Annotated in this window: 19 protein-coding genes and 2 tRNA genes; 11 read left to right on the forward strand and 10 right to left on the reverse strand. The window is 65.8% G+C overall.

Translation table 11 applies throughout. The features are described from left to right. Nucleotides 1-26 precede the first annotated feature (26 nt). From LH475_RS03960 to LH475_RS03980, 5 genes are all read left to right on the forward strand, one after another. Nucleotides 27-2,063: a beta-galactosidase gene (locus LH475_RS03960; RefSeq protein WP_297412916.1), complete on the forward strand. Its 2,037-nt coding sequence runs from the start codon at nucleotides 27-29 to the stop codon at nucleotides 2,061-2,063. Beyond that, a complete protein-coding gene (locus LH475_RS03965) occupies nucleotides 2,060-3,010 on the forward strand; it encodes a sugar ABC transporter permease (RefSeq protein ID WP_196842807.1) in 951 nt (316 codons plus the stop codon). The genes LH475_RS03960 and LH475_RS03965 overlap by 4 nt, the downstream gene beginning before the upstream one ends. A gap of 5 nt (nucleotides 3,011-3,015) precedes the next feature. Further along, nucleotides 3,016-3,930, forward strand: a complete 915-nt coding sequence (locus LH475_RS03970) for a carbohydrate ABC transporter permease (RefSeq protein WP_297412951.1) — start codon at nucleotides 3,016-3,018, stop codon at nucleotides 3,928-3,930. 94 nt (nucleotides 3,931-4,024) lie between these two features. Beyond that, the gene (locus LH475_RS03975; protein WP_196842808.1) at nucleotides 4,025-5,350 is read left to right on the forward strand and encodes an extracellular solute-binding protein; all 1,326 of its coding nucleotides are present in this window, start codon (nucleotides 4,025-4,027) and stop codon (nucleotides 5,348-5,350) included. Between the two features lie 149 nt (nucleotides 5,351-5,499). Beyond that, nucleotides 5,500-7,599 carry an alpha-galactosidase gene (locus LH475_RS03980; RefSeq protein WP_297412917.1) on the forward strand — a complete coding sequence of 700 codons (2,100 nt, stop codon included), beginning with the start codon at nucleotides 5,500-5,502 and terminating at the stop codon, nucleotides 7,597-7,599. A gap of 96 nt (nucleotides 7,600-7,695) precedes the next feature. Here LH475_RS03980 and LH475_RS03985 read toward each other — a convergent pair whose 3' ends face one another. The 4 genes from LH475_RS03985 to LH475_RS04000 all read right to left on the reverse strand — a co-directional run bounded on the left by LH475_RS03985 (nucleotide 7,696) and on the right by LH475_RS04000 (nucleotide 12,254). Further along, nucleotides 7,696-8,487 (reverse strand): carbohydrate ABC transporter permease, encoded by a 792-nt coding sequence (locus tag LH475_RS03985; protein WP_297412952.1) that lies wholly within the window; start codon nucleotides 8,485-8,487, stop codon nucleotides 7,696-7,698. Between the two features lie 119 nt (nucleotides 8,488-8,606). Then, on the reverse strand, nucleotides 8,607-9,869 hold the full coding sequence (locus LH475_RS03990) for a sugar ABC transporter permease (RefSeq protein ID WP_297412918.1): 1,263 nt from the start codon (nucleotides 9,867-9,869) through the stop codon (nucleotides 8,607-8,609). Nucleotides 9,870-9,879: 10 nt separating this feature from the next. After that, nucleotides 9,880-11,133 carry an extracellular solute-binding protein gene (locus LH475_RS03995; protein WP_297412919.1) on the reverse strand — a complete coding sequence of 418 codons (1,254 nt, stop codon included), beginning with the start codon at nucleotides 11,131-11,133 and terminating at the stop codon, nucleotides 9,880-9,882. 2 nt (nucleotides 11,134-11,135) lie between these two features. Next, nucleotides 11,136-12,254 carry a LacI family DNA-binding transcriptional regulator gene (locus LH475_RS04000; protein WP_196842813.1) on the reverse strand — a complete coding sequence of 373 codons (1,119 nt, stop codon included), beginning with the start codon at nucleotides 12,252-12,254 and terminating at the stop codon, nucleotides 11,136-11,138. Nucleotides 12,255-12,424: 170 nt separating this feature from the next. On the opposite strand from LH475_RS04000, the gene LH475_RS04005 reads away from it, so the two are divergent. From LH475_RS04005 to LH475_RS04020, 4 genes are all read left to right on the forward strand, one after another. After that, nucleotides 12,425-14,503, forward strand: coding sequence for a glycogen debranching N-terminal domain-containing protein (locus tag LH475_RS04005; RefSeq protein WP_297412920.1), 2,079 nt, complete (start codon nucleotides 12,425-12,427; stop codon nucleotides 14,501-14,503). 118 nt (nucleotides 14,504-14,621) lie between these two features. Then, complete coding sequence (locus LH475_RS04010; RefSeq protein WP_297412921.1) at nucleotides 14,622-15,029, forward strand: DUF2256 and DUF3253 domain-containing protein; 408 nt, start codon at nucleotides 14,622-14,624, stop codon at nucleotides 15,027-15,029. Nucleotides 15,030-15,302: 273 nt separating this feature from the next. After that, nucleotides 15,303-15,671, forward strand: a complete 369-nt coding sequence (locus LH475_RS04015; protein WP_297412922.1) for a hypothetical protein — start codon at nucleotides 15,303-15,305, stop codon at nucleotides 15,669-15,671. Nucleotides 15,672-15,913: 242 nt separating this feature from the next. Beyond that, entirely contained in the window at nucleotides 15,914-16,057 is a 144-nt protein-coding gene (locus tag LH475_RS04020; RefSeq protein WP_166786221.1) for a GPGG-motif small membrane protein, read from the forward strand. 357 nt (nucleotides 16,058-16,414) lie between these two features. Here the strand turns inward: LH475_RS04020 and LH475_RS04025 are convergent. From LH475_RS04025 to serS, 5 genes are all read right to left on the reverse strand, one after another. After that, nucleotides 16,415-16,505, reverse strand: a tRNA-Ser gene (locus tag LH475_RS04025). Between the two features lie 88 nt (nucleotides 16,506-16,593). Beyond that, the gene (locus LH475_RS04030; RefSeq protein ID WP_196842817.1) at nucleotides 16,594-17,892 is read right to left on the reverse strand and encodes an LCP family protein; all 1,299 of its coding nucleotides are present in this window, start codon (nucleotides 17,890-17,892) and stop codon (nucleotides 16,594-16,596) included. 100 nt (nucleotides 17,893-17,992) lie between these two features. Next, nucleotides 17,993-18,077, reverse strand: a tRNA-Ser gene (locus LH475_RS04035). 118 nt (nucleotides 18,078-18,195) lie between these two features. Then, the gene (locus tag LH475_RS04040; RefSeq protein WP_196842818.1) at nucleotides 18,196-19,011 is read right to left on the reverse strand and encodes an HAD family hydrolase; all 816 of its coding nucleotides are present in this window, start codon (nucleotides 19,009-19,011) and stop codon (nucleotides 18,196-18,198) included. Further along, nucleotides 19,008-20,288, reverse strand: a complete 1,281-nt coding sequence (gene serS, locus LH475_RS04045; RefSeq protein ID WP_196842819.1) for a serine--tRNA ligase — start codon at nucleotides 20,286-20,288, stop codon at nucleotides 19,008-19,010. The genes LH475_RS04040 and serS overlap by 4 nt, the downstream gene beginning before the upstream one ends. A 63-nt stretch (nucleotides 20,289-20,351) precedes the next feature. Between serS and LH475_RS04050 the strand changes: the two genes are divergently transcribed. Next, nucleotides 20,352-21,347 carry a diacylglycerol kinase family protein gene (locus LH475_RS04050; protein WP_196842820.1) on the forward strand — a complete coding sequence of 332 codons (996 nt, stop codon included), beginning with the start codon at nucleotides 20,352-20,354 and terminating at the stop codon, nucleotides 21,345-21,347. A 24-nt stretch (nucleotides 21,348-21,371) separates the two neighbouring features. Here LH475_RS04050 and pheA read toward each other — a convergent pair whose 3' ends face one another. Then, on the reverse strand, nucleotides 21,372-22,328 hold the full coding sequence (gene pheA, locus LH475_RS04055; protein ID WP_196842821.1) for a prephenate dehydratase: 957 nt from the start codon (nucleotides 22,326-22,328) through the stop codon (nucleotides 21,372-21,374). A gap of 35 nt (nucleotides 22,329-22,363) precedes the next feature. Here pheA and pgm point away from each other — a divergent pair, with 35 nt between their 5' ends. Then, on the forward strand, nucleotides 22,364-23,980 hold the full coding sequence (gene pgm / locus LH475_RS04060) for a phosphoglucomutase (alpha-D-glucose-1,6-bisphosphate-dependent) (RefSeq protein ID WP_297412923.1): 1,617 nt from the start codon (nucleotides 22,364-22,366) through the stop codon (nucleotides 23,978-23,980). Nucleotides 23,981-23,985: the final 5 nt, after the last annotated feature.

Here is a 23,985-nt window from a genome sequence, read left to right on the forward strand (position 1 = left end):
GAAACGAAAGCACGGTCAGGGAGCACATGAATCCGGGAGCAACAACCGCGGTCCGCTTGCGTCCTGCCACCGTGTTCAGCCACGAGGGCATCGCCTTCGGCTGTGACTACAATCCCGAGCAGTGGAGCCCAGAGGTCTGGGTGGAAGATGTAGCCCTCATGCAGGAGGCGGGAGTCGACCTCGTCGCCATCAACATCTTCGGCTGGTCCCAGCTCGAACCGAGCCCGGGGGAGTACGACTTCGCCGCCCTCGACGCGATCATCGAGCTGCTGCACGCCGGCGGCATCCGCGTCAACCTGGGCACCGGAACCTCATCGCCCCCGCCGTGGCTGACCACGCTGCACCCCGAGATGCTCCCGATGGCCGAGGACGGCACCACCCGATTCCCCGGCGGTCGCCAGGCCTGGTGCTCGAGCTCCGCGGTGTTCCGCGAGCGCGCCCTCGCCCTGGTCGAGAAGGTCGCCGAACGCTACGGAAGGCACCCGGCCATCGCGCTCTGGCACGTGTCCAACGAACTCGGCTGCCACAATGCCCTCTGCTACTGCGACGACACCGCGGCCGCCTTCCGCACCTGGCTTCAGGACCGGTACGGCAGCATCGACGCGCTGAACGCCGCTTGGGGCACCTCGTTCTGGAGCCAGCGCTACGGCCAGTGGAACGAGATCCTCACCCCACGCATCACTCTCTCGAGCCGTAACCCCGGCCAGGTCCTCGACTTCCACCGGTTCAGTTCAGACGAACTACTCGAGTACTATCGCCGTGAGACCGCGGTGCTTCGCCGCCTCAGCGCGGTGCCCGTTACCACCAACTTCATGGTGACCACGCACATCAAGAATCTCGACTATTGGTCCTGGGCCCCCGAGGTGGACGTGGTCGCCAACGACCACTATCTCGACATCCGCCTGGCCGACCCCACCACCGAACTGGCCTTCGCCGCGGACCTCACTCGCGGCCTGGCCGGCGGCAAACCCTGGTTGCTCATGGAACACTCCACCGGCGCGGTCAACTGGCAGCCGGTCAACCTGGCCAAGACGCCGGGCCAGATGGCACGCAATTCCCTCACCCACGTGGCCCGCGGCGCCGACGCGGTCTGCTTCTTCCAATGGCGGGCCTCGCTGCAGGGCTCGGAGAAGTTCCACTCCGCTCTGTTGCCCCACGCCGGCACCGACACGGTGCTCTGGCGCGACGTGGTCGAACTGGGCGCGGCCATCGACCGGCTGGGAGAGCTCGCGGGCACCACCGTCGTGGCGGATGCCGCGATCATCTTCAGCTGGCAGGCACAGTGGGCCGGCGACGGCGAGTCCCGTCCGTCGCACGAGGTGCGCTACCTCGATCAGGTGCTCACCGCCTACACTGCCCTGCACGAGCTGGGCATCACGGTCGACGTCATTTCCCCCGACGCGGACCTCTCCGGCTACCGCCTTGTCGTGGCCCCCGCCCTCTACCTGGTCACCGATGGGCAGGCCGCGAACCTCGCCGACTTCGTCGCCGGCGGCGGCCACGCCCTCGTCACCTTCTACAGCGGCATCGTCGACGAGGACGACCGAGTGCGCACCGGCGGGTATCCCGGCGCCTTCCGGGACCTGCTCGGCATCACCGTCGAGGAGTTCGCCCCGCTGGCGCCCGGCCGGCAGGTCACCCTCGACTCCGGTGCCACCGCGAGCCTGTGGGTCGAACGGCTCCGCCCGACCGGAGCGGAGGTGATCGCCAGCTACCTGGACGGCCCGCTTCCCGGCATCCCGGCCGTCACCCGCAACGGTCACGGCGCCGGCACCGCCTGGTACCTGGCCACCGCTCTCGACGCCGAGGCCCTTCGCGACCAGATGCGCACGATCGCTCAGCAGGCCAGGGTCACCGCAATCGGCCCGGAGAGCGACGGCACGGTCGAGGTCGTACGCCGGACGAGCGACACCGCCAGCTACCTGTTCATCATCAACCACGGCGGCACCGAACTCACCCTGCCGGCAACCGGCCACGACCTCATCACCGGTGATCCGATCGGCCACGTCGTGCGCGTGCCGGCCGGAGCCGTTCGCGTCATCAGAGAGGACACCGCATCATGAGCGCATCAGCCGCTTTGTCCCCGGATGCCCAGGGCAGTGCAGCCCGGGTATCCAGGACCAAGAAGCCACGCGCGTCGAAGGTGCGGGTGCAGCACAAAGGGGCGATCCTCGCCTTCGTGCTCCCGTTCGGCATCCTGTTCGGACTGTTCTACCTTGTGCCGATCGGCTACGCGGTCTACGAATCCCTCCTGGTGATCAAGCGCGAGGGCACCTTCGGCGCGGCCACCGAGGTGTTCGGTGGCTTCACCCAGTACATCCTGGTCTTCCAGAACGGGCCCTTCTGGCAGTCGATCGGCCGAGTACTGATGTTCGGCGTCGTACAGGTGCCGGTCATGCTCGGCCTGGCGTTGCTGTTCGCGCTGCTGCTCGACTCACCGCTGCTGCGCGGCAAGCGCTTCTTCAGGCTCGCCTTCTTCGTACCGTATGCCGTGCCGGGTGTCATCGCGGCAATCATGTGGGGATACCTCTACTCGCCCAACCTGTCGCCGTTTCGCGCCGTCACCGAGAATATCAACTTTCTCTCGGCAGACCTGGTGCTGTGGTCGATCGCCAACGTCGTCACCTGGGTCTACGTGGGCTACAACATGCTCATCATCTACTCGGCTCTGCTGGCTATCCCCACGGAACTCTACGAGGCAGCCCGCCTCGACGGGGCAGGCCAGTTGCGGATCGCCTGGTCGGTCAAGATCCCGCTGATCATGCCCGCGATCGTGCTCACCGCGATCTTCTCCATCATCGGCACCCTGCAACTGCTCGCCGAACCGCAGGTGTTCCGCAGCTTCAGCTCCGCGGTGACCAGCACGTTCACCCCGAACCTGACGGTTTACTCGACCTCATCCATCCCGAACTTCAATCTCGCGGCCGCGTTCTCCGTCGTGCTGGCCCTGGCCACGTTCATCCTCTCCTTCACGTTCCTGAAGTTCACCCAGCGGAAGGAAACCACGTGAGCGCCATGAAGACCGACTCAGAGCGCCCGGCGCGCAGGGTCCGCCCGGTGCAATCGAAGAACCCGCACGCCCCGCGGGCCCCGCGCGAGAGCCCGCTGGCCCGCGGGGGTGCCCTGATCGTGATGGGCGTCTTCACCCTCTACTTCCTGGTGCCGATCTGGTGGCTCCTGGTCGCGGCGTCGAAGAGCCGCTCACAGTTCACCACCACGAACCCGCTCTGGTTCGCCGACTTCTCGTTGTTCGAGAACATCGGCAACCTGGTGGCCTACCGCGACGGCGTCTACCTCAAGTGGATGCTCAACAGTGCCCTCTATGCCGGCGGCGGTGCCCTCATCGGCACCATCATCGCCGGAATGTGCGGCTACGCCCTGGCCAAGTACAACTTCCCCGGCCGCGAACTCATCTTCAACGTTGTCCTCGGCGGGGTGCTCGTGCCCGCCACGGCCCTCGCGCTGCCTCTCTTTCTGATCTTCTCGCAGATCAGCCTCACCAACACGTTCTGGTCGGTGTTCCTGCCGAGTCTGGTCAGCCCGTTCGGGGTCTACCTGGCCCGCATCTACGCCTCGGCGAGTGTGCCTGACGAGTTGATCGAGGCCGCTCGTCTCGACGGCGCCGGCGAGGTGCGCACCTTCTTCACCGTCTCGGTGCGGATGATGGTGCCCGCCCTGGTCACGGTCTTCCTGTTTCAATTCGTCGCCATCTGGAACAACTTCTTCCTGCCGTTGATCATGCTCCGCGACGAGACCCTGTTCCCGGTGACGCTCGGGCTCTACGCCTGGAACTCGCAGGTCAACCAGATCCCCGTGCTGCGCGACTACGTACTGATCGGCGCCCTGCTTTCGATCATCCCCCTCATCATCATCTTCCTTCTTCTCCAGCGCTTCTGGCGAAACGGCCTCAGCGCCGGTTCGGTCAAGTAGTGCCCCACGCCGCACCTCCCGTTTTGCCCGCACCAGCCGTCTGGACAGCCCAGGCGGATTCCCTTCACCAAGAGAGAAGAAAAACAGAATGCACATGAAGAGAAGAGCAGTCGCCGTCGCCTTGCTCACGGCGGCCACCGTCGCCCTCACCGGCTGCGCCACCGCCAGCTCCCCCGACGGCACCGCGTCAGCCGACGCGTGTGCCCCCTCCACGGGCAAGGTCGACCTGACCTTCACCACCTGGATCCCGGGCGTGGAAGAAACCGTCGCCGTGTGGAACAAGGCCAACCCCGACATCCAGGTCAAAGTCCAGACCGGCCCGAACGGCAACGGCGGCACGTACCAGAACTTCTTCAACCAGCTCAAGGCCGGCAACGCGCCCGACCTGGGCCAGATTGAGTACGACGCCCTGCCGAACTTCCGCGTGCAGGACGGACTGACCAATCTGGCCGCCTGCGACGGCGTGCTCGACGCGAAGAGCGACTTCGTCGACTGGACCTGGGGACAGGTCAACTTCGGCGAGGACAAGTCGGTCTACGCCATCCCGCAGGACGCCGGCCCCATGGCCATGTTCTACCGTGCCGATCTGTTCAAGGCCAACAACATCGCGATTCCGACCACGTGGGCGGAATTCGCCACCGCGGCCGAGCAGGTGCGCGCCACTGGTGGGTACATCACCAACTTCTCCCAGAGTGACATCAACCAGTTCGCCGGATTTGTCTGGCAGGCCGGCGGCGAGTGGTTCAAGAACGACGGCGACAACTGGACCGTCGACCTGACGGACCCGACCACAACCAAGGTCGCCGCCTACTGGCAGGACCTGATCGACCGGGACCTCGTGTCGACGAACCCGCCGTGGACTGATGAGTGGAACAACGCCTACAACTCCGGCAGCAACTGGACCTGGAACTCCGCAGCCTGGGGTGCCAACTCCATCGCCAGCGGCGCCCCGGACACGGCGGGCAAGTGGGCCGTCGCCCAGTCCCCGCAGTGGAAAGCCGGCGACAAGGCCAGCGGCAACTGGGGTGGTTCATCGACCGCGGTCTTCAAGGGTTCCAAGCACCCCTACGAAGCCGCGAAGTTCGCCCTGTGGCTGAACACCTCCGACGAGGCGCTCACCATGCTGAACAAGTCCGCCAACCTCTACCCGGCGGCCAAGTCCGGCCTCGAACTGCCTGCGCTCAAGGCAGGCGTGCCGTTCTACGGCGACCAGGCGATCTACGACGAGTTCGCCATCGCATCCGCCCAGGTCTCCCCGAACTTCGTCTGGGGCCCGACCATGACCCAGACCTACAATGATGTCTCGGATGGCTTCAAGGCTGCGGTCAGCGGCAAGGGAACCCTCTCCGAGGCGTTGAAAGTCGGCCAGACCAACACGATCGCGGCCATGACGGCGCAGTCGATCCCGGTCAACAAGTAGTCGAAAAAGTAAGTCGGTCACCGGGTGGCCGGTCGCAGTGACCAGCCACCCGTTCCACCCGTTCCACCCGTTCACGCAGTGACAACCAGTTAGCAGCAGATCACGTGAGTTCTCCCGTCCGGACAACAACCGCCTCGGGTGTCCCGTCGATGGTCCACCACCTCCGTGCCGCGGGTACCAGTTTCGTACTGGACGCCCGCGGCACGGGCGTTCCCGTCGTGGTGCACTGGGGTGCCGACCTCGGTGCGCTCTCCATCACCGACCTGACCGCGCTGGCCGATTCGGCCGTGCCGGCCATCCCGCCGAGCTCGGTCGACATCCCCCTCCGCCTGTCCTTGCTCCCGACTGCCCGCGAGGGCTGGAGCGGCCGGCCCGGAATCACCGGATTCCGCTCGGGCGGCACCACCGCCGCGCTCGACCTCCGTCTCACCGAGGTGAGCTCCGCCGGCCCGCTCACTCTGGCCCTCCTACTGACGGATGCCGCCTTCGGCCTGAATCTGTGCACCGATCTTGAACTGTCCGTGCAGGGCGTGCTGCGGCTGCGCCACACCCTCACCAACACCGCGAACTCGGCCTTTGAACTCGGCTCGCTCGACGTCACCCTACCGGTGCCGGACCGCGCCGCCGAGATCCTCGACTTCACCGGGCTCTGGAGCCACGAGCGCCGCCCGCAGCGCAGTACCCTCGGCCACGGCGTCTGGAGTCGCGAGTCACGGCACGGCCGCCCGGGCCACGACGACGCGTTCCTGACCGTTGCCGGCAGCATTGGCTTCGGCTTCCGTGCCGGCGAGGTGTGGGCCACCCATCTGGCCTGGAGCGGCGACAAACGGTCCTGGGCCGAAAAAAGCTCGCTCGGCGCGTCCACCGTCGGCAGCGGCGAGCTCCTCGCCCCGGGCGAACTCAGCCTGGCGGCGGGAGAGAGCTACGCCTCCCCGTGGACCGTGGCGGTGTACTCGAACGCCGGGCTCGACGGACTCTCAGCGAGGCTGCACCCGTGGATCCGCTCCTGGCCTGCCCCCGCCCCACGGTCTCGCCCGGTCGTACTGAACACCTGGGAGGCGGTCTACTTCGACCACGACCTACCCACGCTGATCCGGCTCGCCGACGTGGCCGCGCGGGTCGGCGTCGAACGGTTCGTGCTCGACGACGGCTGGTTCACCGGCCGATCCGACGACCGGCGCGCGCTCGGCGACTGGTTCGTCGATTCAGAAGGGTGGCCGGATGGGCTGCACCCGCTGATCGACCACGTGCGCGACGCCGGCCTCGACTTCGGCCTCTGGGTCGAACCTGAAATGGTGAGCCTTGATTCCGACCTGGCCAGGCAGCATCCGGACTGGGTCCTCGGGCCAGACGGCGCACCGACCTGGCGGTTCCAGAGGGTGCTCGACCTCGACAACCCGGATGCCTTCGCCTGGCTGCTCGCGCGGCTCCACGCCCTGCTCACCGAGTACCCGATCAGCTACCTTAAGTGGGACCACAATCGCGACCTGCTGGCCGGCTCCGCACACCGGCAGACGGCTTCCCTCTACCGCCTCATCGACGCCGTGCGGGAGTCGCATCCCGGAGTGGAGATCGAATCCTGCGCATCGGGCGGCGCCAGGATCGACCTCGGCATCCTCAGCCGGGTCGACCGGGTCTGGACCAGCGACACCAACGACCCGCTCGAACGACAGGCGATCCAGCGCTACACGGGCGTGCTCGTGCCGCCCGAATACCTGGGCGGGCACCTCGGCGCAGCGACCGCGCACACCACCGGACGCACCGCCGACCTCGGCTTCCGGCTCGCCACCGCGCTCTTCGGCAGCGCCGGGATCGAATGGGACCTAACCCAGGCGAGCGAGGCCGAGCTGGCTTCGATCGCGGAGTGGGTCGGCCGGTACAAGGCGCTCCGGCCGCTGCTGCACTCCGGTACTGTTGTGCGGGCCGACCCGAGCGATCCCGCACTTGAGCTGCACGGAGTTGTGTCGGCCGACCGCGCCGCGGCCGTGTTCGCCTACGTCGCCTTGGCTGCTCCCCTCGCAGCCCTGCCCGCGCCGATCCGATTCCCCGGCCTTGACCCCGAACGGAGCTACCGGGTGACTCCGCTCGCGCTCGGCGGCGCCCCCCGCACCGTGCAGGATGCGCCGCCCGGCTGGCTGGGCGGCGGCGGCATCACCCTGCCCGGTTCAGTGCTCGCCCTCGTCGGGCTGCCAGCGCCGCTACTCTCCCCGGAGCAGGCCGCGATCTACACGGTCGACGCGGAGCCGTAGCGGCAGTAGCAGCAGTAGTGGCAGTAGCGGCGCGACTCGCCCCTCCCCGCCAGCCCTGTCCGTGACTCCCGCTATTTGCCGGGCCGACCGGCGGTGCTAGCCCTTCTCAGAGCCTTCCGTCGTGTTGGTGAGTCGCTTCTGGAATACGAAGAACATGATCGCGACCGGGATGGTCATCAGCACGGCGGCCGCCATCTTGAGGGGATACTCGTTGCCTGAGCCGAGCTGGCCGGAGAACAGCGACGCGATACCCGTCGTCAGGGTGTTCGTCTCCGGACTCTGCCGCGACACGATGAAGTGGCCGAACTCGTTCCATGAGCCCTGAAAGCTCAGAATGAACAGGGTCACCAGGGCCGGCCTGGCCATGGGCAGCACGATCGTCCAGAAGGTGCGGAAGACGCCGGCTCCGTCGAGGCGGGCCGCTTCCTCCACGCCGCTCGGGATGGACTCGAAGAACTGCTTCATAATGAAGATCCCGGCCGCATCGACGAGCAGCGGCACGATCATGCCCGCGTAGCTGTCGTACATGCCGAACTGCTTGAGGATGAGGAAGCGCGGGATGAGAAGCACGACCCCGGGGACGGCCATCACCGCGACGAGGGCTGCGAAGATGAGTCCGCGGCCGCGGAACCGCAGTCGGCTCAGCGCGTAACCGGCGAGGGAGTCGAAGAACACCCGGCCGAGAGTGATCGTGATGGTCACGAAGACCGTGTTCATGGTCCACAGCGGCAGCGGCACGTCCGTGAACAGCCGTTCGAACGAGGCGAACGACCACGTCTGCGGGATCAGTCGGAGCGGGTCGTTGGTGGCCTCATCGTCGCTCTTGAACGCCGAGGACACTGTTATCAGGAACGGGTAGATGTAGACCAGGGCGAGCACGCTGAGCATCAGGTAGCTGAGTCCCGCGCCGGTGCGGAGCCGCCAGCTGATCGATCGTTTACGCGGTCTGGGTGAGGGCGTCGACTCAGGGGCAACGGCAGCCGGGGCGTGCGGGGTGGTCACGGCGTTCATTTCTCTTCTCCGGTCTGGTTCGAGGAGGTGCTCCCGCCCGAGGAAGACGTCGAGGACCCCCGGTCTGCAGCGGATGCCACGGTGGTCGCCGCGACGACGACGGTGTGATCGGCGGCGATCGCCCCCGCCAGTGCCCGGCTCACCTTGCCCGTGTCTTTCCGATCCCGCAGCACATAGCGCTGCAGCGCGGTGAGCAGGATGATGATAACGAACAGGATGAACGAGATCGCCGCACCCTGGCCCCAGTTGAGGTCCTTGAACGAGCTCTGGTAGGCCAGGTACGCGGGTGTCAGCAGGGTCTTGCCCGGCTTGCCGCCTCCGGTGAGGTAGATCTGGTCGAAGACCTGCCAGGTGCCGATCAGCCCGAGCGTGAGCACGGTGAACAGGGTCGGCTTGAGCATCGGCAGTGTCACCGAGAAGAACTTGCGGAACGGGCCGGCGCCGTCCATCAGGGCTGCCTCGTCGACCTCGGCGCCGATCGCCTGCATGGCCGCGATGAAGAGCAGCATGAAGGTTCCAGACGTCGTGAAGACGGCGAGCAGGATGATCGCACACATGGCCACGCTCGGCCCGCTCAGCCAGTCCCACCAGCTGACCCCGAGCATCCCGCCGCCCGTGAGCGCATCCGGTGCGGAGGAGACGCCGACTGCGCCGAGGATGATGTGCAGCACGCCGCGCGGATCGGCGAACCAGACCGGGCCGCTCGCCCCGAAGAACCCGAGGATCTTGTTGACGGCGCCGGTCGCGCCGAAGAGGAACAACCAGATCGCGGTGATCGCGATCGAGCTCGTTACCGAGGGGAAGTAGAAGGCGGTGCGGAAGAAGCCGCGGCCCTTGAGGATGCGCCGGTTCACCTGAACCGCGAGGAACAGGGCCAGTCCGGTCTGCAGCGGCACGACGAGCAGCACGTAGTAGGCGTTGTTGCGGATGGACGTGCCGAAGTCTTTCTGGGCGAGTCCCGGGTCGGAGAGCACCGCCTCGAAGTTCTTCGAACCGACGAAACTGACCTGCGGGTTCAGCGGCGAGCCGAGCCCGCTCCAGTCGCTGACGCTCACCCAGATGGCGAGGAGCACCGGCACGACCAGGAAGATCCCGATGATGATGATCGGCGGCGTGATGAACAGCCAGCCGTACTTCGCCTCGCCGCGATGCAGGCTCGGCCGAGATGTGCCACGGCGACGATTCGGGGCCGCCCCAGCCCCACCGGGCGCCGTGCCGGCACCCGGTGTTGGTTTGATACTGCCCCGAATCGTGCTCATGATGTCCGGCTTACTTGTTCGCGGCGTCGAGGGCGTCTTGCAGGTTCGTCTGCAGGGTGCCGAGGATCGCCTTGGGGTCGGCCGTGCTCAGACCCTGCAACTGGGAATTGAAGTCGCCGATCACGGTGGATGCGCCGGCAAACGCGACCGGGCTGACCGCGTAGTCGTTGCTCTTGACGAAGGACTCGTTCTGCGGGTACGTCGTGGAGTAGACCTTGGCGGCCGACTCCTTCGACGGGATGACCCCGAAGGCATCGGAGAACTTCAGCTGCTGCTTGTCAGTGGTGAGGAACTTCACCAGGCTTTCGGCGGCGGCTGCCGTCTTGGACTGGGCCGGGATACCCCAGCAGTTGCTGAAGGTGAAGGTCGACTGTCCTCCGGGGCCGGCGGGAAGTTCAACGGCCTTGTATTTCAGGTCGGGGTAGTCCGTCTTGAGCCCGCTGATCCAGGGACCCTCGATGACCATGGCCGCCTTGCCCTTGCCGAGCGCTTCGCCGCTCCAGCCGGAGTCGAGGTCTGCCGGGAACTTGAGCACGCCGTCGGAGAGGAGCTTCTTCACCTCGGTGAGTCCGGCGAGGTTCTCAGCCGAGTCGGCCGTGACCTTCTTGCCGTCCTTGGAGATCATCGATCCGCCGGCCTGGTTCATGAATGTACCGATCCGGGCGTATTCGGCTCCGAAGGACAGCCCGGTGGTGTCGGCCGTGGTGAGCTTCTTGGCGACCGTCTCGAGGCCGGCCCAGTCGGTGGGGATGTCCGCGTCGGTGAGCCCGGCCGCGTCCCACTTCTCGGAGTTGATGATCAGGCCGAGGGTGGAGAAGTCCTTGGGCTCGCAGTAGAACTTGTCCTTGTAGCTGAACGCGCTCGTCAGCGACGGGTAGAAGGCATCCTTGTTCCCGGCCTTGTCGGCGTAGGGCTCCAGGTACTGCTTGCTCGCGTAGGTCTGGAACTGATCCCAGCCCATGTAGAACAGGTCGGGCGGGTTGCCGCCGGCGAAGCCCTGGCCCAGCTGTTGGGTGAGGTCGTTGGCGGCGACGACCTCGACGGTCGCCTTGTTTGCGGTGCCCCAGCTCGCGGCCGCGTCGGTCACGGCCTGCGTCTCGGCGTCGCCGCTCGAGCCGATCAGCACGGTGAGCTTCTGCCCGGCAACGTCGCCGCCGGTGCTGCCGGTGCCACCGGTGCCACCGGACGAACAGGCGGCCAGGCTAGCCAACAGTCCGCCAGCCACCAGAACAGCGCCCCAGCGTGTTCCTCGTCGTAGTTTCATTGTTATTCCTTTCCATTCCTGTGATTGCCGACCGCATTCTTGGTTGCGGTGGGGGTCGATACCGCGTCAGGGGCCAGCAGCCGCAGAGGCTGCCGGCTGACGAGGTGAGGTGTGATGAGCCGGTGACGGGTGTTCCCGGCGGCGGCGTCGCGGTGCACGAGGTCTCCCCCGGTCTCGCCGAGCAGCAGTTCGAGGGCGCCGGCGGCGACCTCGTCGAGGGTCTGGTCGACGCTGGAGAGGCCGATGGCCTGGCCGACGGGCGAGTTGTCGAAGCCGATGATCGGCAGGTCGCTCCGGCCAACGGATGCTGCGGCGATCATGGCGCCGAGGGCCAGCGTGTCGCTCGCGCAGACCAGGCCGTCGATCCGTTCGTCGCTCGGGAGGAGCGCGACCACGGCATCCCTCGCGTCTTCGAGACGGTCCTCCACACTCAGGTCGAGGGCGGCGAGGTCGTCGTCGCCAAAGGCCAGTCGCTCCTTGACGGCGGTCTGCCAGCCGCGGCGCCGGTCGTCTCCGGTGCCGGACAGACTCGGCCAGCCGATGAAGCCGATCCGGGAAGAGCCCTCGTCGATCAGGTGGATGGTTGCCTCGCGCATCCCTGCGAAACCGTCCACGTCCACCCAGAGGTGGCTCGGGTCGTTCATGTCATTGGCACCCCACGGCCGGCCGAAGGTGACGAACGGAACGTCGTTCTCCACCAGCCACTCGGTGCGCGGGTCGCCGTGGAAGGTGGCGGTGAGCACGAACGCGTCCACGTCGGCGCCGGCGCGCAGCTTGCGGATCTGCTCGATCTCAGCGGCAGGGTCGGCGGCGGTGAAGAGCAGGATCCGGATGCCACGGGCATCCGCCTGCTCGGTCAGGGCGTGCAGGAAGCGGTCGAGCAGCGCGCCGGAGATGCCGTTGGTCATCGGGTCGAGCCGGATGGCGATCGTGGAGGACTTGCGCATCCGCAGCCGGCGGGCCGAGGCGTGCGGCCGATAGGCCAGCTTGCGAATGGCGACCTCGACGCGCTTGCGGGTCGAGGGCTTGACGATGGCCGGGGTGTTCAACACGTTGGACACGGTCTGCCTCGACACCTTCGCAGCACGAGCGACGTCGTCGATCGTCGGTAACCGGGCCACGGTGCCTCCTTGCCATGAGCGGTGATTTGATCGTTCAAAAGTTTGATCGTTCAAATCTTGAGTGCTACGTTACCTGAATACGCGAATCTGTCAACAACCAGTCGCACATCGGGCCTCGAAATGCAGTGCTACCGGGCTCACCGAACCAACGAGGAGTCGTGAACCCAACCATGTCCGAGACACCCCAGCACCCCCACCAGCCCCTGCTCCACGACGAGTTGGTGGCGCTGTCCGCGCCCACCCAGGTCTGGTCCTCCCCCGACGGATCACTGGGCAGCCGCCCCCTGCACGGCATCTACCACTCCGATACCCGCATTGTGGGCGCCCTCACGCTGCTCGTGGGCGGCCAGGTGCCCGAGAATATCTCGCACAGCGTGACGGATGCCGCCACGCTCCGCTTCGTCTCCCTGCTGCGCCACCTCGACGGCCGCGGCGCCGACCCCCGGGTGCTGCTCAACCGGGTACGCCGGGTGCGGGACGGCCGAGTGACCGAGACGATCGAGCTCACCAGCGCCATCACCGACCCGATCGAGACGACCGTGACGCTCGAGCTCACGCCCTCATTCGACATCATCCACGACGTCAAGGGCGGCGTGCACACGCCCGACGTCGTGGTCGCCTCCGTACTCGACGATGTCGGGGTGCACTACTCCTCCGGCGCAATCACGGCCTCGTTCTCCTCCGCAGGCGCCGACCTCGTCGTCGACGCCAACGGGCTGACCACCGCACGTTGGAACGTCACGATCCCCTCCCACGGCAGCGTCAGCGTGAGCTGGGAACTGGACATCGTCGACCCGTCGGCCGTCGTTCGCGGCGCGAGCGGGGCGTCCGACTGGACCGGCGTCACAGCCAGAGCCGACGACTCCCGCCTCGGCGCCTGGGTGGACACCGCACTCAAGGACCTCGCCGGGCTGCGGATGGTCACCCGCGACCAGCCGGACGACGTGTTCCTCGCCGCCGGGGCGCCGTGGTTCTTCACCCTCTTCGGCCGGGACTCGATCTGGGCCGCCCGGATGCTGCTGCCGCTCGGCACCGGCCTCGCCGGGTCGACCCTGCGCGTGCTCGCCGCGCTGCAGGGCACCGAGACGGTCGCCGCGACCGCCGAACAGCCCGGCAAGATCATGCACGAGCTGCGCCCGGGCACCCTCGACATGCCCGGCGAGGAGACCTCCCTGCCGCCGCTCTACTACGGCACCGTCGACGCGACCGCCCTGTGGATCAACCTGCTGCACGACGCCTGGAAGTGGGGTATGCCCGACGCCGAGGTCGAGGCGCTGCTGCCCAACCTCGAAACCGCGCTGGTCTGGATGCGCTCCTACGGCGACAGCGATGGGGACGGCTTCCTCGAATACGTCGACTCGACCGGGCACGGCCTGGCCAACCAGGGCTGGAAGGACTCCGGCGATTCCATCCAGTGGCGGGACGGACGCCTCTCCGAAGGGCCGATCGCGCTCTGCGAGGTTCAGGCCTACGCCTACGAGGCTGCCATCGGCGGCGCGGCTCTGCTCGACCACTTCGGCCGCTCCGGCGGCGCGGGCTGGCGCGACTGGGCGGCCGCGCTGAAGACCCGGTTCAACGAGGCGTTCTGGATCGAATCCCCCGACGGCGCCTACCCCGCCGTCGCCCTCGACGCCCACAAACAGAAGGTCGACACAGTGACCAGCAACATCGGTCACCTGCTCGGCACCGGCATCCTCGACGAGGAAGGCTCGCGCCTGGTCGCCAAGCGCCTGGTCTCCCCCGAGCTGAGCTCCGGCTACGGTCTCCGCACGATGTCGACCGATTCCGCCGGTTACTGGCCGCTAAGCTACCACGGCGGCTCCGTCTGGACCCACGACACCGCGATCGCGATCGCCGGGCTCGGCCGTGCGGGCTTCGGCGCCGAGGCAGCCATCCTGATCGAGGGGCTACTGCGCACCGCGGAGGGCTTCGACTATCGGATGCCGGAACTCCACTCCGGCCACTCGACCGAGGAGACCGCCACCCCGATCCCGTACCCCGCGGCCTGCCGCCCGCAGGCGTGGTCGGCCGCGTCCGCCGTCGCCGTCATCGGCACGATCCTGGGCCTCGAACCCGACGCGCAGGCCGACGAGCTCCGGGTCTCCCCCCTCCCGATCGCCGGGGCGCTCGATGTGCGCGGCCTCGTCTTCGGTGGCCGCAGCTTCGAGCTCGCAACGGATGCCTCCGGCGCGGTGAACCGCAACTCGCTGCTCGAGACGGGAGCCGCCACCCTCGTCGCCAAAGAGTAGGTGTCTCACCGCGGTCGTACTGTCCTCGTCAGACGTCTATCGGCTTGCGTATGGGTGTGACCAGTTCACGACCGGGGTCCCCACCCCTGACAGCGACGGTCCACGGGTGCAGAATGGAATGGTGGCCCACCGACAGCGCGCATCCGACATCGATCAGGTCTCGCCGGTCGAGCGCACCTGCTCGTCCTGCGGCCGTCGGATCACCTGGCGGGCGTCTTGGGCACAGGACTGGGCCAACGTGAAGTACTGCTCCGACGCGTGCCGACGGCACGGAGTTGATGACACCGACCGAGAGTTGGAGCGCACTATCGAGCAACTGCTGTCGACGCGTGCTGGGAATGCCTCGATCTGCCCGTCCGACGTAGCGCGCGCGGTTGGCGGCGAATCGTGGCGCGCTCTCCTGGAGCCGACGCGTCGTGCCGCTCGGCGGATGGTCGCGGCCGGACAGGTGCAGATAACACAGGGCGGCGCGGTCGTGGATCCTTCTGCGGCGAAAGGTCCGATCCGTCTGCGCAAACCGCGGTAGAATTTGCGGCTTTCAGTGCGGGTAGTTTACGTAATTCCCACAGGCCACTCATAGAGCTAAAGGAAACCGAGACGAATAGTTTCGATTCCATCACATCGCCGACTTAATTCCATCTCAGTGCCTGATCGGTCGCCGTCCTAGCGGTGCCGGCCCTCCGTGTAGCGAATGGTGGGTTGCGCCGAGGAATCTGACATACCGACAGCTGACCAGACCCCAACGCCTCGAGGAGCTTGGCACAGCGAACAACTTGGCTTCTGTTGACGCCAACCGAAAATGAGGCCATTTCATCGAAGCGCGCTTATCTCGGAGGCGAGAAGAGCGAAGTACCTCGAGGACAACGACCTCGACGACCTGCCCCTCAGGCTTTCCGACTTCCTCGCGTTCTTTGGGGGACGGAGGAAACAAACCCGGAAGAAGCTTCTCGATGTGGAGTTTGACAAATGGCGGCGTTCCGTGGCCGCTCGATGTGCATTGCCGGACGGCTCCTTACAGCCGACCGCCACAGCGATCACCAACCTCCTTCAGGCAATCGTTCATGCTGATGACGCCGGGCTTCCTGCCAGCGAGCTCGGCGCTGAGCTCGTGGTGCAGCTGCTCGATTTCGCCGGCCGAAATCCGTTCAAGAGGATTACTAATGGTTAATCTCTCGTAGAGAAATTAACTAATGGGGGCACCTCGCGTGCCCTAACCCCCACCTGTCTGGTGCTTGGGTTCTCTTGGTCGTTTCGCATGGCCGCTAACAGCTGATGACAGAGTCTCACCTCCACGACATTCTGGATAAAACACAGTGGTCAGAGACCGAGCAGGGGGTACGTTCGCTTTAACAGATCAAAAACCGCTGTGGGCGTACGGCCCGTCGGCGCTGAATGAAATGGAGCAGCACCATGGCAACAATTCTCTGGATCATTGCAGTAATCCTTGTTATTGCAGGCATTTTCGCGCTATTTCGACGACAGATTCTCTGGGGTATTGTGCTCATCGTCGTGGGACTGTTGGTTGGTCCAGGTGGCGTGAGCCTCTTCACCTGAGACTGCGGATCGAGTAGCCGTTTCGAGGCGTGGCGAAGCTCCGGAACGGTTTCGGCGTGAAGGATCCACTGACGCTCTTCGTTGTCTGAGCGCTGCATGACGTCGAGGAGACCATAGCTTTTCCTGACACTTGCGATCGTCTCGCGGAGCGGACCGGCATGGACGGGTCTAACCGAGCCTTCCAAACAGGGCGTATCGCTGTTTAAGCAACGATCACGCTCCGAACACGACGTATTTCGGGGCGAACACCTTCAGAAACAGCGCATTAAAGCGAAAACCCGACGATGGGATCGCCGGTTTTTGGTTACCGCAAGAATTTCGTGAACAAATCGCCGGAATTACGTGAATTCCTCAGTGCGGAGACGGTGGGATTTGAACCCACGGTACCCCGTAAAGGGTACTCCACCTTAGCAGGGTGGTGCACTAAGCCGAACTATGCGACGTCTCCTTGGTGTTGCTTGACGCAAACACACTGGTCCATCCTAGCCGCATGGCATCCGTCGTTTACACCACGACGACGGATGCCGCACCGCGCACTATTGGTTTTTGAGCGTGCGGCCCTGGGTGCAGGTGTAGTCGCCCGCGGTTTGCCCGGTCACCTTCTCCGACAAGACGCCAGCCGAATCAGTGGCGGTTGGTTCCGGCGTCCCGGTTGGTTCCGGCGTCGCGGTCGGTTCCGGCGTCGCGGTCGGGTCAACCGGAACGGCCGGCGCTGGATCAGCGGCAACGGGTGCATTGGGATCAGCGGTCGTGCCCCGCCCAGTCGTACCGCTCAGCGTGAGCGGATCATCGGCGGCAACCGCCTGGAACAGGTTATCGAAGGCCGGCTGGGTGGCCGCGACGCCGCCGGCAACATTGCCCGTGGGCACCTGGGCGAAGACAACCTGATTCAGGTCGATGTCCTTGAGCGCAATGGCGATCGAGGCGATCGTCGATACGTTGTTGAGACTGTCGGAAAGGCGCATGTTCGCCGTCACGGCCTTGGCCAGCGAGTACACCTTGGTCGGGTCAGACAGGGTATCCGCGCTCTTGATCGTGCGCACGAGCGACGACATGAACAGCTGCTGGTTATTGATGCGAGTCAGGTCACTGCCGTCGCCAAGCCCGTGTCGGGTCCGCAGAAACTGCAGAGCGTCATACCCCGACAGCGTGTGCTCCCCGACATCGAGGAACATACCGGTGTACTCGTCTTCAATCTTGCTGGCCACACAGACCGGCACGCCGCCGACAGCCGTCGACATGGCCATGACGCCACTGAACTGCACCTCGGCCGCGAACGGAATCGACAGACCGGTCAGCTTTTCGACCGTCGCCACCGTGCAGGCGAGCCCGCCATAGCTGAGCGTCGTGTTGATCTTCTGGCTGCTCATGGCACTGTAGGTGCCGCCTCCCTCTTTCGGGCAGGACGGAATCGCCACGAACATGTCACGCGGAAAGCTGATGACGGAGGCGTTGCTATGGTCTTCGGAGATATGCAGCAGCATCGTCACGTCGTTGAGGTCGCCGGTGGAATCCACTGGACCAAAGGCCGCATCCTGGCCGACCCGACTGTCGCTGCCGACGATGAGCATGTTCACGCCGCCGTTGATGGCGCCGATCGAGGGAACGGGGCCGTTTGACTCATTGGCGAGGTGCACGCTGGGCTGCACGCTCGTGGCGACGTCATAGGTGGCGATGGCGGCCACGGAGAATCCACTGACCAGAACGACGGCCACGCTGGCCGCGATGAACTTTGCCACGGCGACGGCCGCGTTCGACTTCTTCAGCCGACCGTGACGAGCAACGGTTTTGAGGTTCGTTGAACCTGACTTGCGGGGGCGAAGTTGGTCGCTCACTCATGTCCTCTCATCGACTTGTTGGCGTGGTGTGCCTGAGGCGACAATCGTTGTGCGCCGGTCGTATTCAGTGCGGTGAAGCTGCATTGCGCTCGTGCTGCGGAGGGCGTGGGATTCGAACCCACGAGACATTTCTGCCCACCAGTTTTCAAGACTGGCTCCATCGGCCGCTCGGACAGCCCTCCCGGTTGCCCATTCCCCGCGCACAGTACAGCGCAGAAATATTGGGCGAACTGGGCCGATTCTAGCCGATGGCAGATTGCTCAGGCTGACAGAGCAGGCTGACAAACGGCTGGATACCCGTTAGAGCGTGCGTAACACCATGGCGAGGCCGTCGATGGACACGTTGCCGGTGACCTCCGAACCGGCGGCCAGAACATCATCGGGCGACTCTCCCATGACCACACCGCGACCGAATTCGGCGGCCCAGTGCAGCATGTCGATGTCGTTTCGACCGTCACCAACGGCCATTACCCGTTCGCGGGGAATACCGACCGACACCCGCACCCGCTCCATCGCCGTTGACTTGTTCACACCGTCGGGGGCGATGTCGAGCCAGGCCGTCCACCCGATCGCGTAGCTCACCCGGTTCAAACCCATGCGTTCAACGACCTGGAGAAAATCCTCCATGTCGTGATCGGGCGAGATGACGATCACGCGGGTCGCCTGGTGCTTCAGAAGCTCGTCGAAATCGACCCGTTCGCTGTCCATGCCGATCGTCGCATCCGGAATCGGCTCGGTGTAGCGGTAGAAGCCGTGCTCGTCTTCGACCGCAAACCGGGCCGAGCCGAGGTGCGCTCGAATCGAGGTGAGCACGTCGCTCGGGTCGAAGGTTTCGACCCATTCGCGGCGGTAGCCCATGGGCGCGGAGGCGTCGCGGTGCATGGTGATGGCACCGTTGGAGCAGACCACGTAGCGCGGAGAGATGCCGAGTCGGTCAAGCACCGGCAGGGCAGCGGCGGCGGAGCGCCCGGTGGCGAGCATGACCTCGTGGCCGGCAGCGGCGAGCCGGCTAACCTCGTCGATCACGGCCTGGCTGATCGACCCGTCTTCGTGCATGGTGGTGCCATCGATGTCGAGGGCGACGAGCCATGGTTCGGTGGTCACAACGCTGGTCACTTCGCTCCCCGCACCGGGAGGGGCATCAACACATCGAGGCCGCCGAGGTAGGGCCGTAGCGCGTCTGGAACGCGCACCGAACCATCGGCTTGCTGGTGCGTTTCGAGCATCGCGACCAGCCAGCGGGTGGTCGCGAGCGTGCCGTTGAGCGTGGCAACCGGCGCGGTCTTGCCCGAATCGGTGCGATAGCGGATGTCCAGCCGGCGCGCCTGATAGGTGGTGCAGTTGCTCGTGCTGGTGAGCTCGCGGTAGGCGTTCTGGGTGGGGACCCAGGCCTCAATGTCGAACTTGCGGGCGGCGCTCGAGCCGAGGTCGCCCGCGGCGACGTCGATCACTCGGTAGCTCAGGCCGAGGGATTGCAGCATGACCTCCTGCAGGGCGACGAGGCGCTCGTGCTCGGCTTCAGCGTTGTCGGGCAGCACATAGGTGAACATCTCGAGCTTGTTGAACTGGTGCACGCGGATGATGCCGCGGGTGTCTTTTCCGCCCGAGCCGGCTTCGCGGCGGTAGCAGGTGGACCAGCCGGCGTAACGCAGGGGTTCCTCGGACAGGTCGAGGATTTCGTCCTTGTGATATCCGGCGAGCGCGACCTCGCTCGTGCCGGTGAGGTAGAGGTCATCAGCGGGCAGGTAGTAGACCTCGTCGTTGTGTTCGCCGAGAAAGCCGGTGCCATCCATGATCTCGGGGCGCACCAGGGTGGGGGTGATGAGCGGCACGAAGCCGGCTTCGAGGGCCCGGTCGAGCGCCATGTTCATGAGGGCGATCTCGAGGCGGGCACCGATTCCCTTCAGAAAGTAGAACCGGGTTCCGGAGACCTTGGCACCGCGGGCCATGTCGATGGCGCCGAGCAGTTCGCCGAGCTCAAGGTGGTCGCGCGGCTCGAAATCAAAAACTGGTGCCGCTCCGTGAGTGCGCAGGGTCGCGAAGTTGGCCTCGTCGCCCGCGGGAACACCGTCAATGATCGGGTTTGCGATGGTTTTGACGATCGCGGTAAAGCGGGCGTCAGCATCACTGGCAATGACTCCGGCGGCCTTCACCTCGGCGGCAAGGCTCTGCGCTTCGGCGACGAGCGCCTTCTTTTCAGCTCCGGGCGCAGCCGCCACGCGCTTGCCGAACAGGTTCTGCGCGGCGCGCAGGTCTTCAAACGCGGTGATCGTCGAACGTCGTTCGGCGTCGGCGGCGAGCGCGGCATCCACCGCCTCAACGGAGTCGCCACGAGACTCCTGCGAACGCTTGAAGAGGTCAGGGTTTTCGCGTAACAGCACCGGATCAATCACTCGGCCAGTCTACAAGCGTGCGCTGTTGGGCAATCGCGAGTGCAACCCAGTAGCCTAGGCCTCGTGAGCGCCTCCGGAAAACTCAATCAGCACGCCGCCGTCGTCTACAACCCCGTGAAAGTTGACCTCGACAAGCTGCGGGCCAGCGTGGCCACGGCCGAACGAGCCGCCGGCTGGGCTGAAACACAATGGTTTGAAACGAGTGTCGACGATGTCGGTCAGGCGGCGACACGACGGGCCCTCGATGCCAACGCCGCCATGGTGCTCTCGGCCGGCGGCGACGGCACGGTGCGGGCCGTGGCCGAGGCACTGCGTGAGTCTGGCGTGCCCATGGCTATCGTGCCGTCGGGCACCGGCAACCTGCTCGCCCGCAACCTGCTGTTGCCGCTTGGCAGCATCGATGCCGCGACCACGATCGCGTTCAACGGCGTCGATAAGCCCATCGACCTCGGCGTGGCGAGCATGACCACCCAAGCCGGCGCCGTGGAGGAACACGTCTTTCTGGTCATGGCCGGGCTCGGCCTCGACGCTCAGATGATCGCCCACACCCGCGACGACCTCAAGAAGCAGGTGGGGTGGCTCGCCTACGTCGACGGGGTGGCACGAGCGCTGCCCAAAGCGCAGCCATTTCGTATCCGCTACAGCGTGGGGGGGCGAACCGACCGGCCAGCGCAGGTGAGCGCCATTCTCATCGCCAACTGCGGACTACTGCCGGGCAACCTGCAGTTTCTACCCGAGGCGCGCCTCGACGACGGCATTCTCGACATTGCCGTGCTGCAGCCCAAGGGCGTACTCGGTTGGCTGACCATCTGGCGCCGGGTGACCTGGGAGAACGGGGTGCTGAGGCGCTCAGCGGTGGGCCGACGCATGATTCAGGCAACCGAATCATCGAATGAGCGCGTCATGACAACCCTGCGTGGGCCCGATATTCGCATCGTGCTCGAACACGCGCAAGAATTTGAGCTCGACGGCGACGAGTTCGGCCTGGTGCACAAAGTGCGACTGCACGCCGATGCCGACGCGCTCATCGTGCGCGTGCCCGCTGACTCCGGCGCCTGAGCCCGGCGCGCGACTCGGTGCGCTTCAGTCGGTGGGCTCCCCGGCGATCAGGCCACGCAACCAGTCCCTGGCCTCGATGAAGATGCCGTCGTCGTAGCGGGAGGTGAATTCGATCCGGCGCTTGTCGGCTCGCGGATACGACCCGAGAAAGATCACCTTGGGGCTGAAGCGACGAAGGCCGAGTAGCGCGTCAGCGACGCGCTCGTCGAGAATATGTCCGTCAGCGTCAACGACGAAACGGTAGCGGCCGAGGGAATCGCCGATCGGCCGCGATTGAATGAGGCTGAGGTTCACGCCACGGGTGGCGAACTGCTCGAGCATCTCCAGCAGGGCACCCGAACGGTCGCTCGGCAGCTCAATGATGACGCTGGTCTTGTCCGCACCGGTCGGCGCGGCGACTTCCGACGTGCGGGCGACGAGCACGAACCGGGTCACCGCGTTCGGGTTGTCACCGATTTCTGACGCGAGAACGACGAGGTCGTGGTGCTTGTCTATGCCGGGCGGGGCGATCGCGGCATCCGCTTGATTGTTGCCGAGGAGGGCAGACGCGGCGGCGACGTTGCTCGAAGCGGGAATGTGACCGTGGCTCGGCAGTGTGCGTTCGAGCCAGTTGCGGCATTGCCCGTAGGCAACCGGATGCGCGTTGACGACACGCACGTCGGCGAGGGTGGTGCCGGGGCGCGCGACGAGCACGAAATTCACCGGTACGAGATATTCGCCGACGATGCGCAGGTTTGGCACGCTCGCCAGCGCGTCCTGGGTGGCGGTGACGCCGCCGTCGACCGAGTTCTCAATGGCGATCATCGCCGCCTGGCTGCGGCCCGATGCGATGTCGGCGAAGGCCTCGCCGACATTGTTGACCGGGCGCCAGATCTGCCCGCGCGCCTCGGGCACCTGGGCGAGTGCCGCTTCGGTAAACGTACCGGCCGGACCGAGATAACTGTAGGTCTGGCTTGTGGGCGCATTCGGCGAGTCGGGCATGGCTCTCAGCCTACTGGGGGTGCCAGACTGTGCTCATGAGCGAACGAGCGGGAACCCGAGCCCTGGAAACTGATTTGATCGATGTTGATGAGCTGATCAAGGCCTATTACGACCTGAAACCGGATGTGGCGGTGCCGGCCCAGCGGGTCGTCTTTGGCACCTCCGGGCATCGCGGCAGTTCGCTGAACACCGCGTTCAATGAGGATCACATCAGTGCGACGACGCAGGCGATCGTGGAATACCGCGCCGGCCAGGGCATCACCGGCCCGCTCTTCATCGGCACCGACCCGCACGCGCTCAGCGGCCCGGCCTACACGACCGCGCTCGAGGTGCTCGTCGCCAACGGCGTGCGCGTGCTCGTCGACGAGTTCGACGACTACGTACCCACTCCTTCCCTGTCGCACGCGATTTTGGCCTACAACCGCGCCGAGCACGGCGACCTGGCCGACGGCATCGTCGTCACGCCGAGCCACAACCCACCGATGGACGGCGGCTTCAAGTACAACCCGCCGCACGGCGGCCCGGCCGACAGCGACGCCACCTCGTGGATCGCCAACCGGGCCAATGAACTCATCGCCACTGGCCTGGTCGGCGTGCTGATGAGCGAGCCGAGCGCCGTGGAAACCTACGACTTTCGCGGCCACTACGTAAATGACCTCGAGAACATCATCGACATGCAGGCCATCCGCACCAGCGGAATCCGCATCGGGGCCGACCCGCTCGGCGGCGCCAGCGTGGGCTACTGGGGTGCCATCCGCGACCGCTACGAGATCGACCTGGTCGTGGTCAACCCCACCGTCGACCCCACCTGGCGATTCATGACTCTGGACTGGGACGAGAAGATCCGCATGGATCCGTCGAGTGCGTCGGTGATGGCATCCGTTGTCGCCCACAAGGACGAATACGACATTCTCACCGGGAACGACGCCGACGCGGACCGGCACGGCATTGTCACTCCCGACGGCGGCCTGATGAACCCGAACCATTTTCTGGCCGTCGCCATTGACTACCTGTACAGCCACCGGGAAGGCTGGAAGCCCGACGCCGCTGTCGGCAAGACCCTCGTCTCGTCGACGATGATCGACCGGGTGACCGGCTTTCTTGGCCGCGACCTGTGGGAGGTGCCGGTCGGCTTCAAGTGGTTCGTGCCCGGACTCATCGACGGTTCCGTGGCCTTCGGCGGCGAGGAGAGCGCTGGCGCAAGCTTCGTACGTTTCGATGGAACCGTCTGGACCACCGATAAGGACGGCATTCTGCTCGCCCTGCTTGCTTCCGAGATTCTCGCGGTGACCGGCAAGACTCCCAGCCAGCGCTACGCGGAACTGGCCGAGCACTTCGGCGCTCCGTCCTATGCCCGAGTGGATGCCGCAGCAACGCCCGCGCAGAAGGCAGCGCTGAGCAAGCTCGACGGCTCGATGATCACGGCCACTGAGCTGGCCGGGGAGAAGATCACCGGGGCGTTCAGTGTGGCCCCCGGCAACGGCGCGGCCATCGGCGGCGTCAAGGTGACGACCGAAAATGCTTGGTTCGCGGCCCGGCCCAGTGGCACCGAAGACGTCTACAAGATCTACGCCGAGTCCTTTCTCGGCCCGGAGCACCTGGCCCGGGTGCAGGCCGAGGCGAAGGCAATCGTCGACGACGCGATCGCCTAACCGAG

The organism is Cryobacterium sp. (genome assembly GCF_026786305.1).
Taxonomy (GTDB): Bacteria; Actinomycetota; Actinomycetes; order Actinomycetales; family Microbacteriaceae; genus Cryobacterium.

Coding starts and splice junctions, on each gene's coding strand:
- LH475_RS03960 (WP_297412916.1), top strand. CDS start 27: ATGAATCCGGGAGCAACAACCGCGGTCCGCTTGCGTCCTGCCACCGTG.
- LH475_RS03965 (WP_196842807.1), top strand. CDS start 2,060: ATGAGCGCATCAGCCGCTTTGTCCCCGGATGCCCAGGGCAGTGCAGCC.
- LH475_RS03970 (WP_297412951.1), top strand. CDS start 3,016: ATGAAGACCGACTCAGAGCGCCCGGCGCGCAGGGTCCGCCCGGTGCAA.
- LH475_RS03975 (WP_196842808.1), top strand. CDS start 4,025: ATGAAGAGAAGAGCAGTCGCCGTCGCCTTGCTCACGGCGGCCACCGTC.
- LH475_RS03980 (WP_297412917.1), top strand. CDS start 5,500: ATGGTCCACCACCTCCGTGCCGCGGGTACCAGTTTCGTACTGGACGCC.
- LH475_RS03985 (WP_297412952.1), bottom strand. CDS start 8,487: ATGCTCAGCGTGCTCGCCCTGGTCTACATCTACCCGTTCCTGATAACA.
- LH475_RS03990 (WP_297412918.1), bottom strand. CDS start 9,869: ATGAGCACGATTCGGGGCAGTATCAAACCAACACCGGGTGCCGGCACG.
- LH475_RS03995 (WP_297412919.1), bottom strand. CDS start 11,133: ATGAAACTACGACGAGGAACACGCTGGGGCGCTGTTCTGGTGGCTGGC.
- LH475_RS04005 (WP_297412920.1), top strand. CDS start 12,425: ATGTCCGAGACACCCCAGCACCCCCACCAGCCCCTGCTCCACGACGAG.
- LH475_RS04010 (WP_297412921.1), top strand. CDS start 14,622: ATGGTGGCCCACCGACAGCGCGCATCCGACATCGATCAGGTCTCGCCG.
- LH475_RS04015 (WP_297412922.1), top strand. CDS start 15,303: ATGAGGCCATTTCATCGAAGCGCGCTTATCTCGGAGGCGAGAAGAGCG.
- LH475_RS04020 (WP_166786221.1), top strand. CDS start 15,914: ATGGCAACAATTCTCTGGATCATTGCAGTAATCCTTGTTATTGCAGGC.
- pheA (WP_196842821.1), bottom strand. CDS start 22,328: ATGCCCGACTCGCCGAATGCGCCCACAAGCCAGACCTACAGTTATCTC.
- pgm (WP_297412923.1), top strand. CDS start 22,364: ATGAGCGAACGAGCGGGAACCCGAGCCCTGGAAACTGATTTGATCGAT.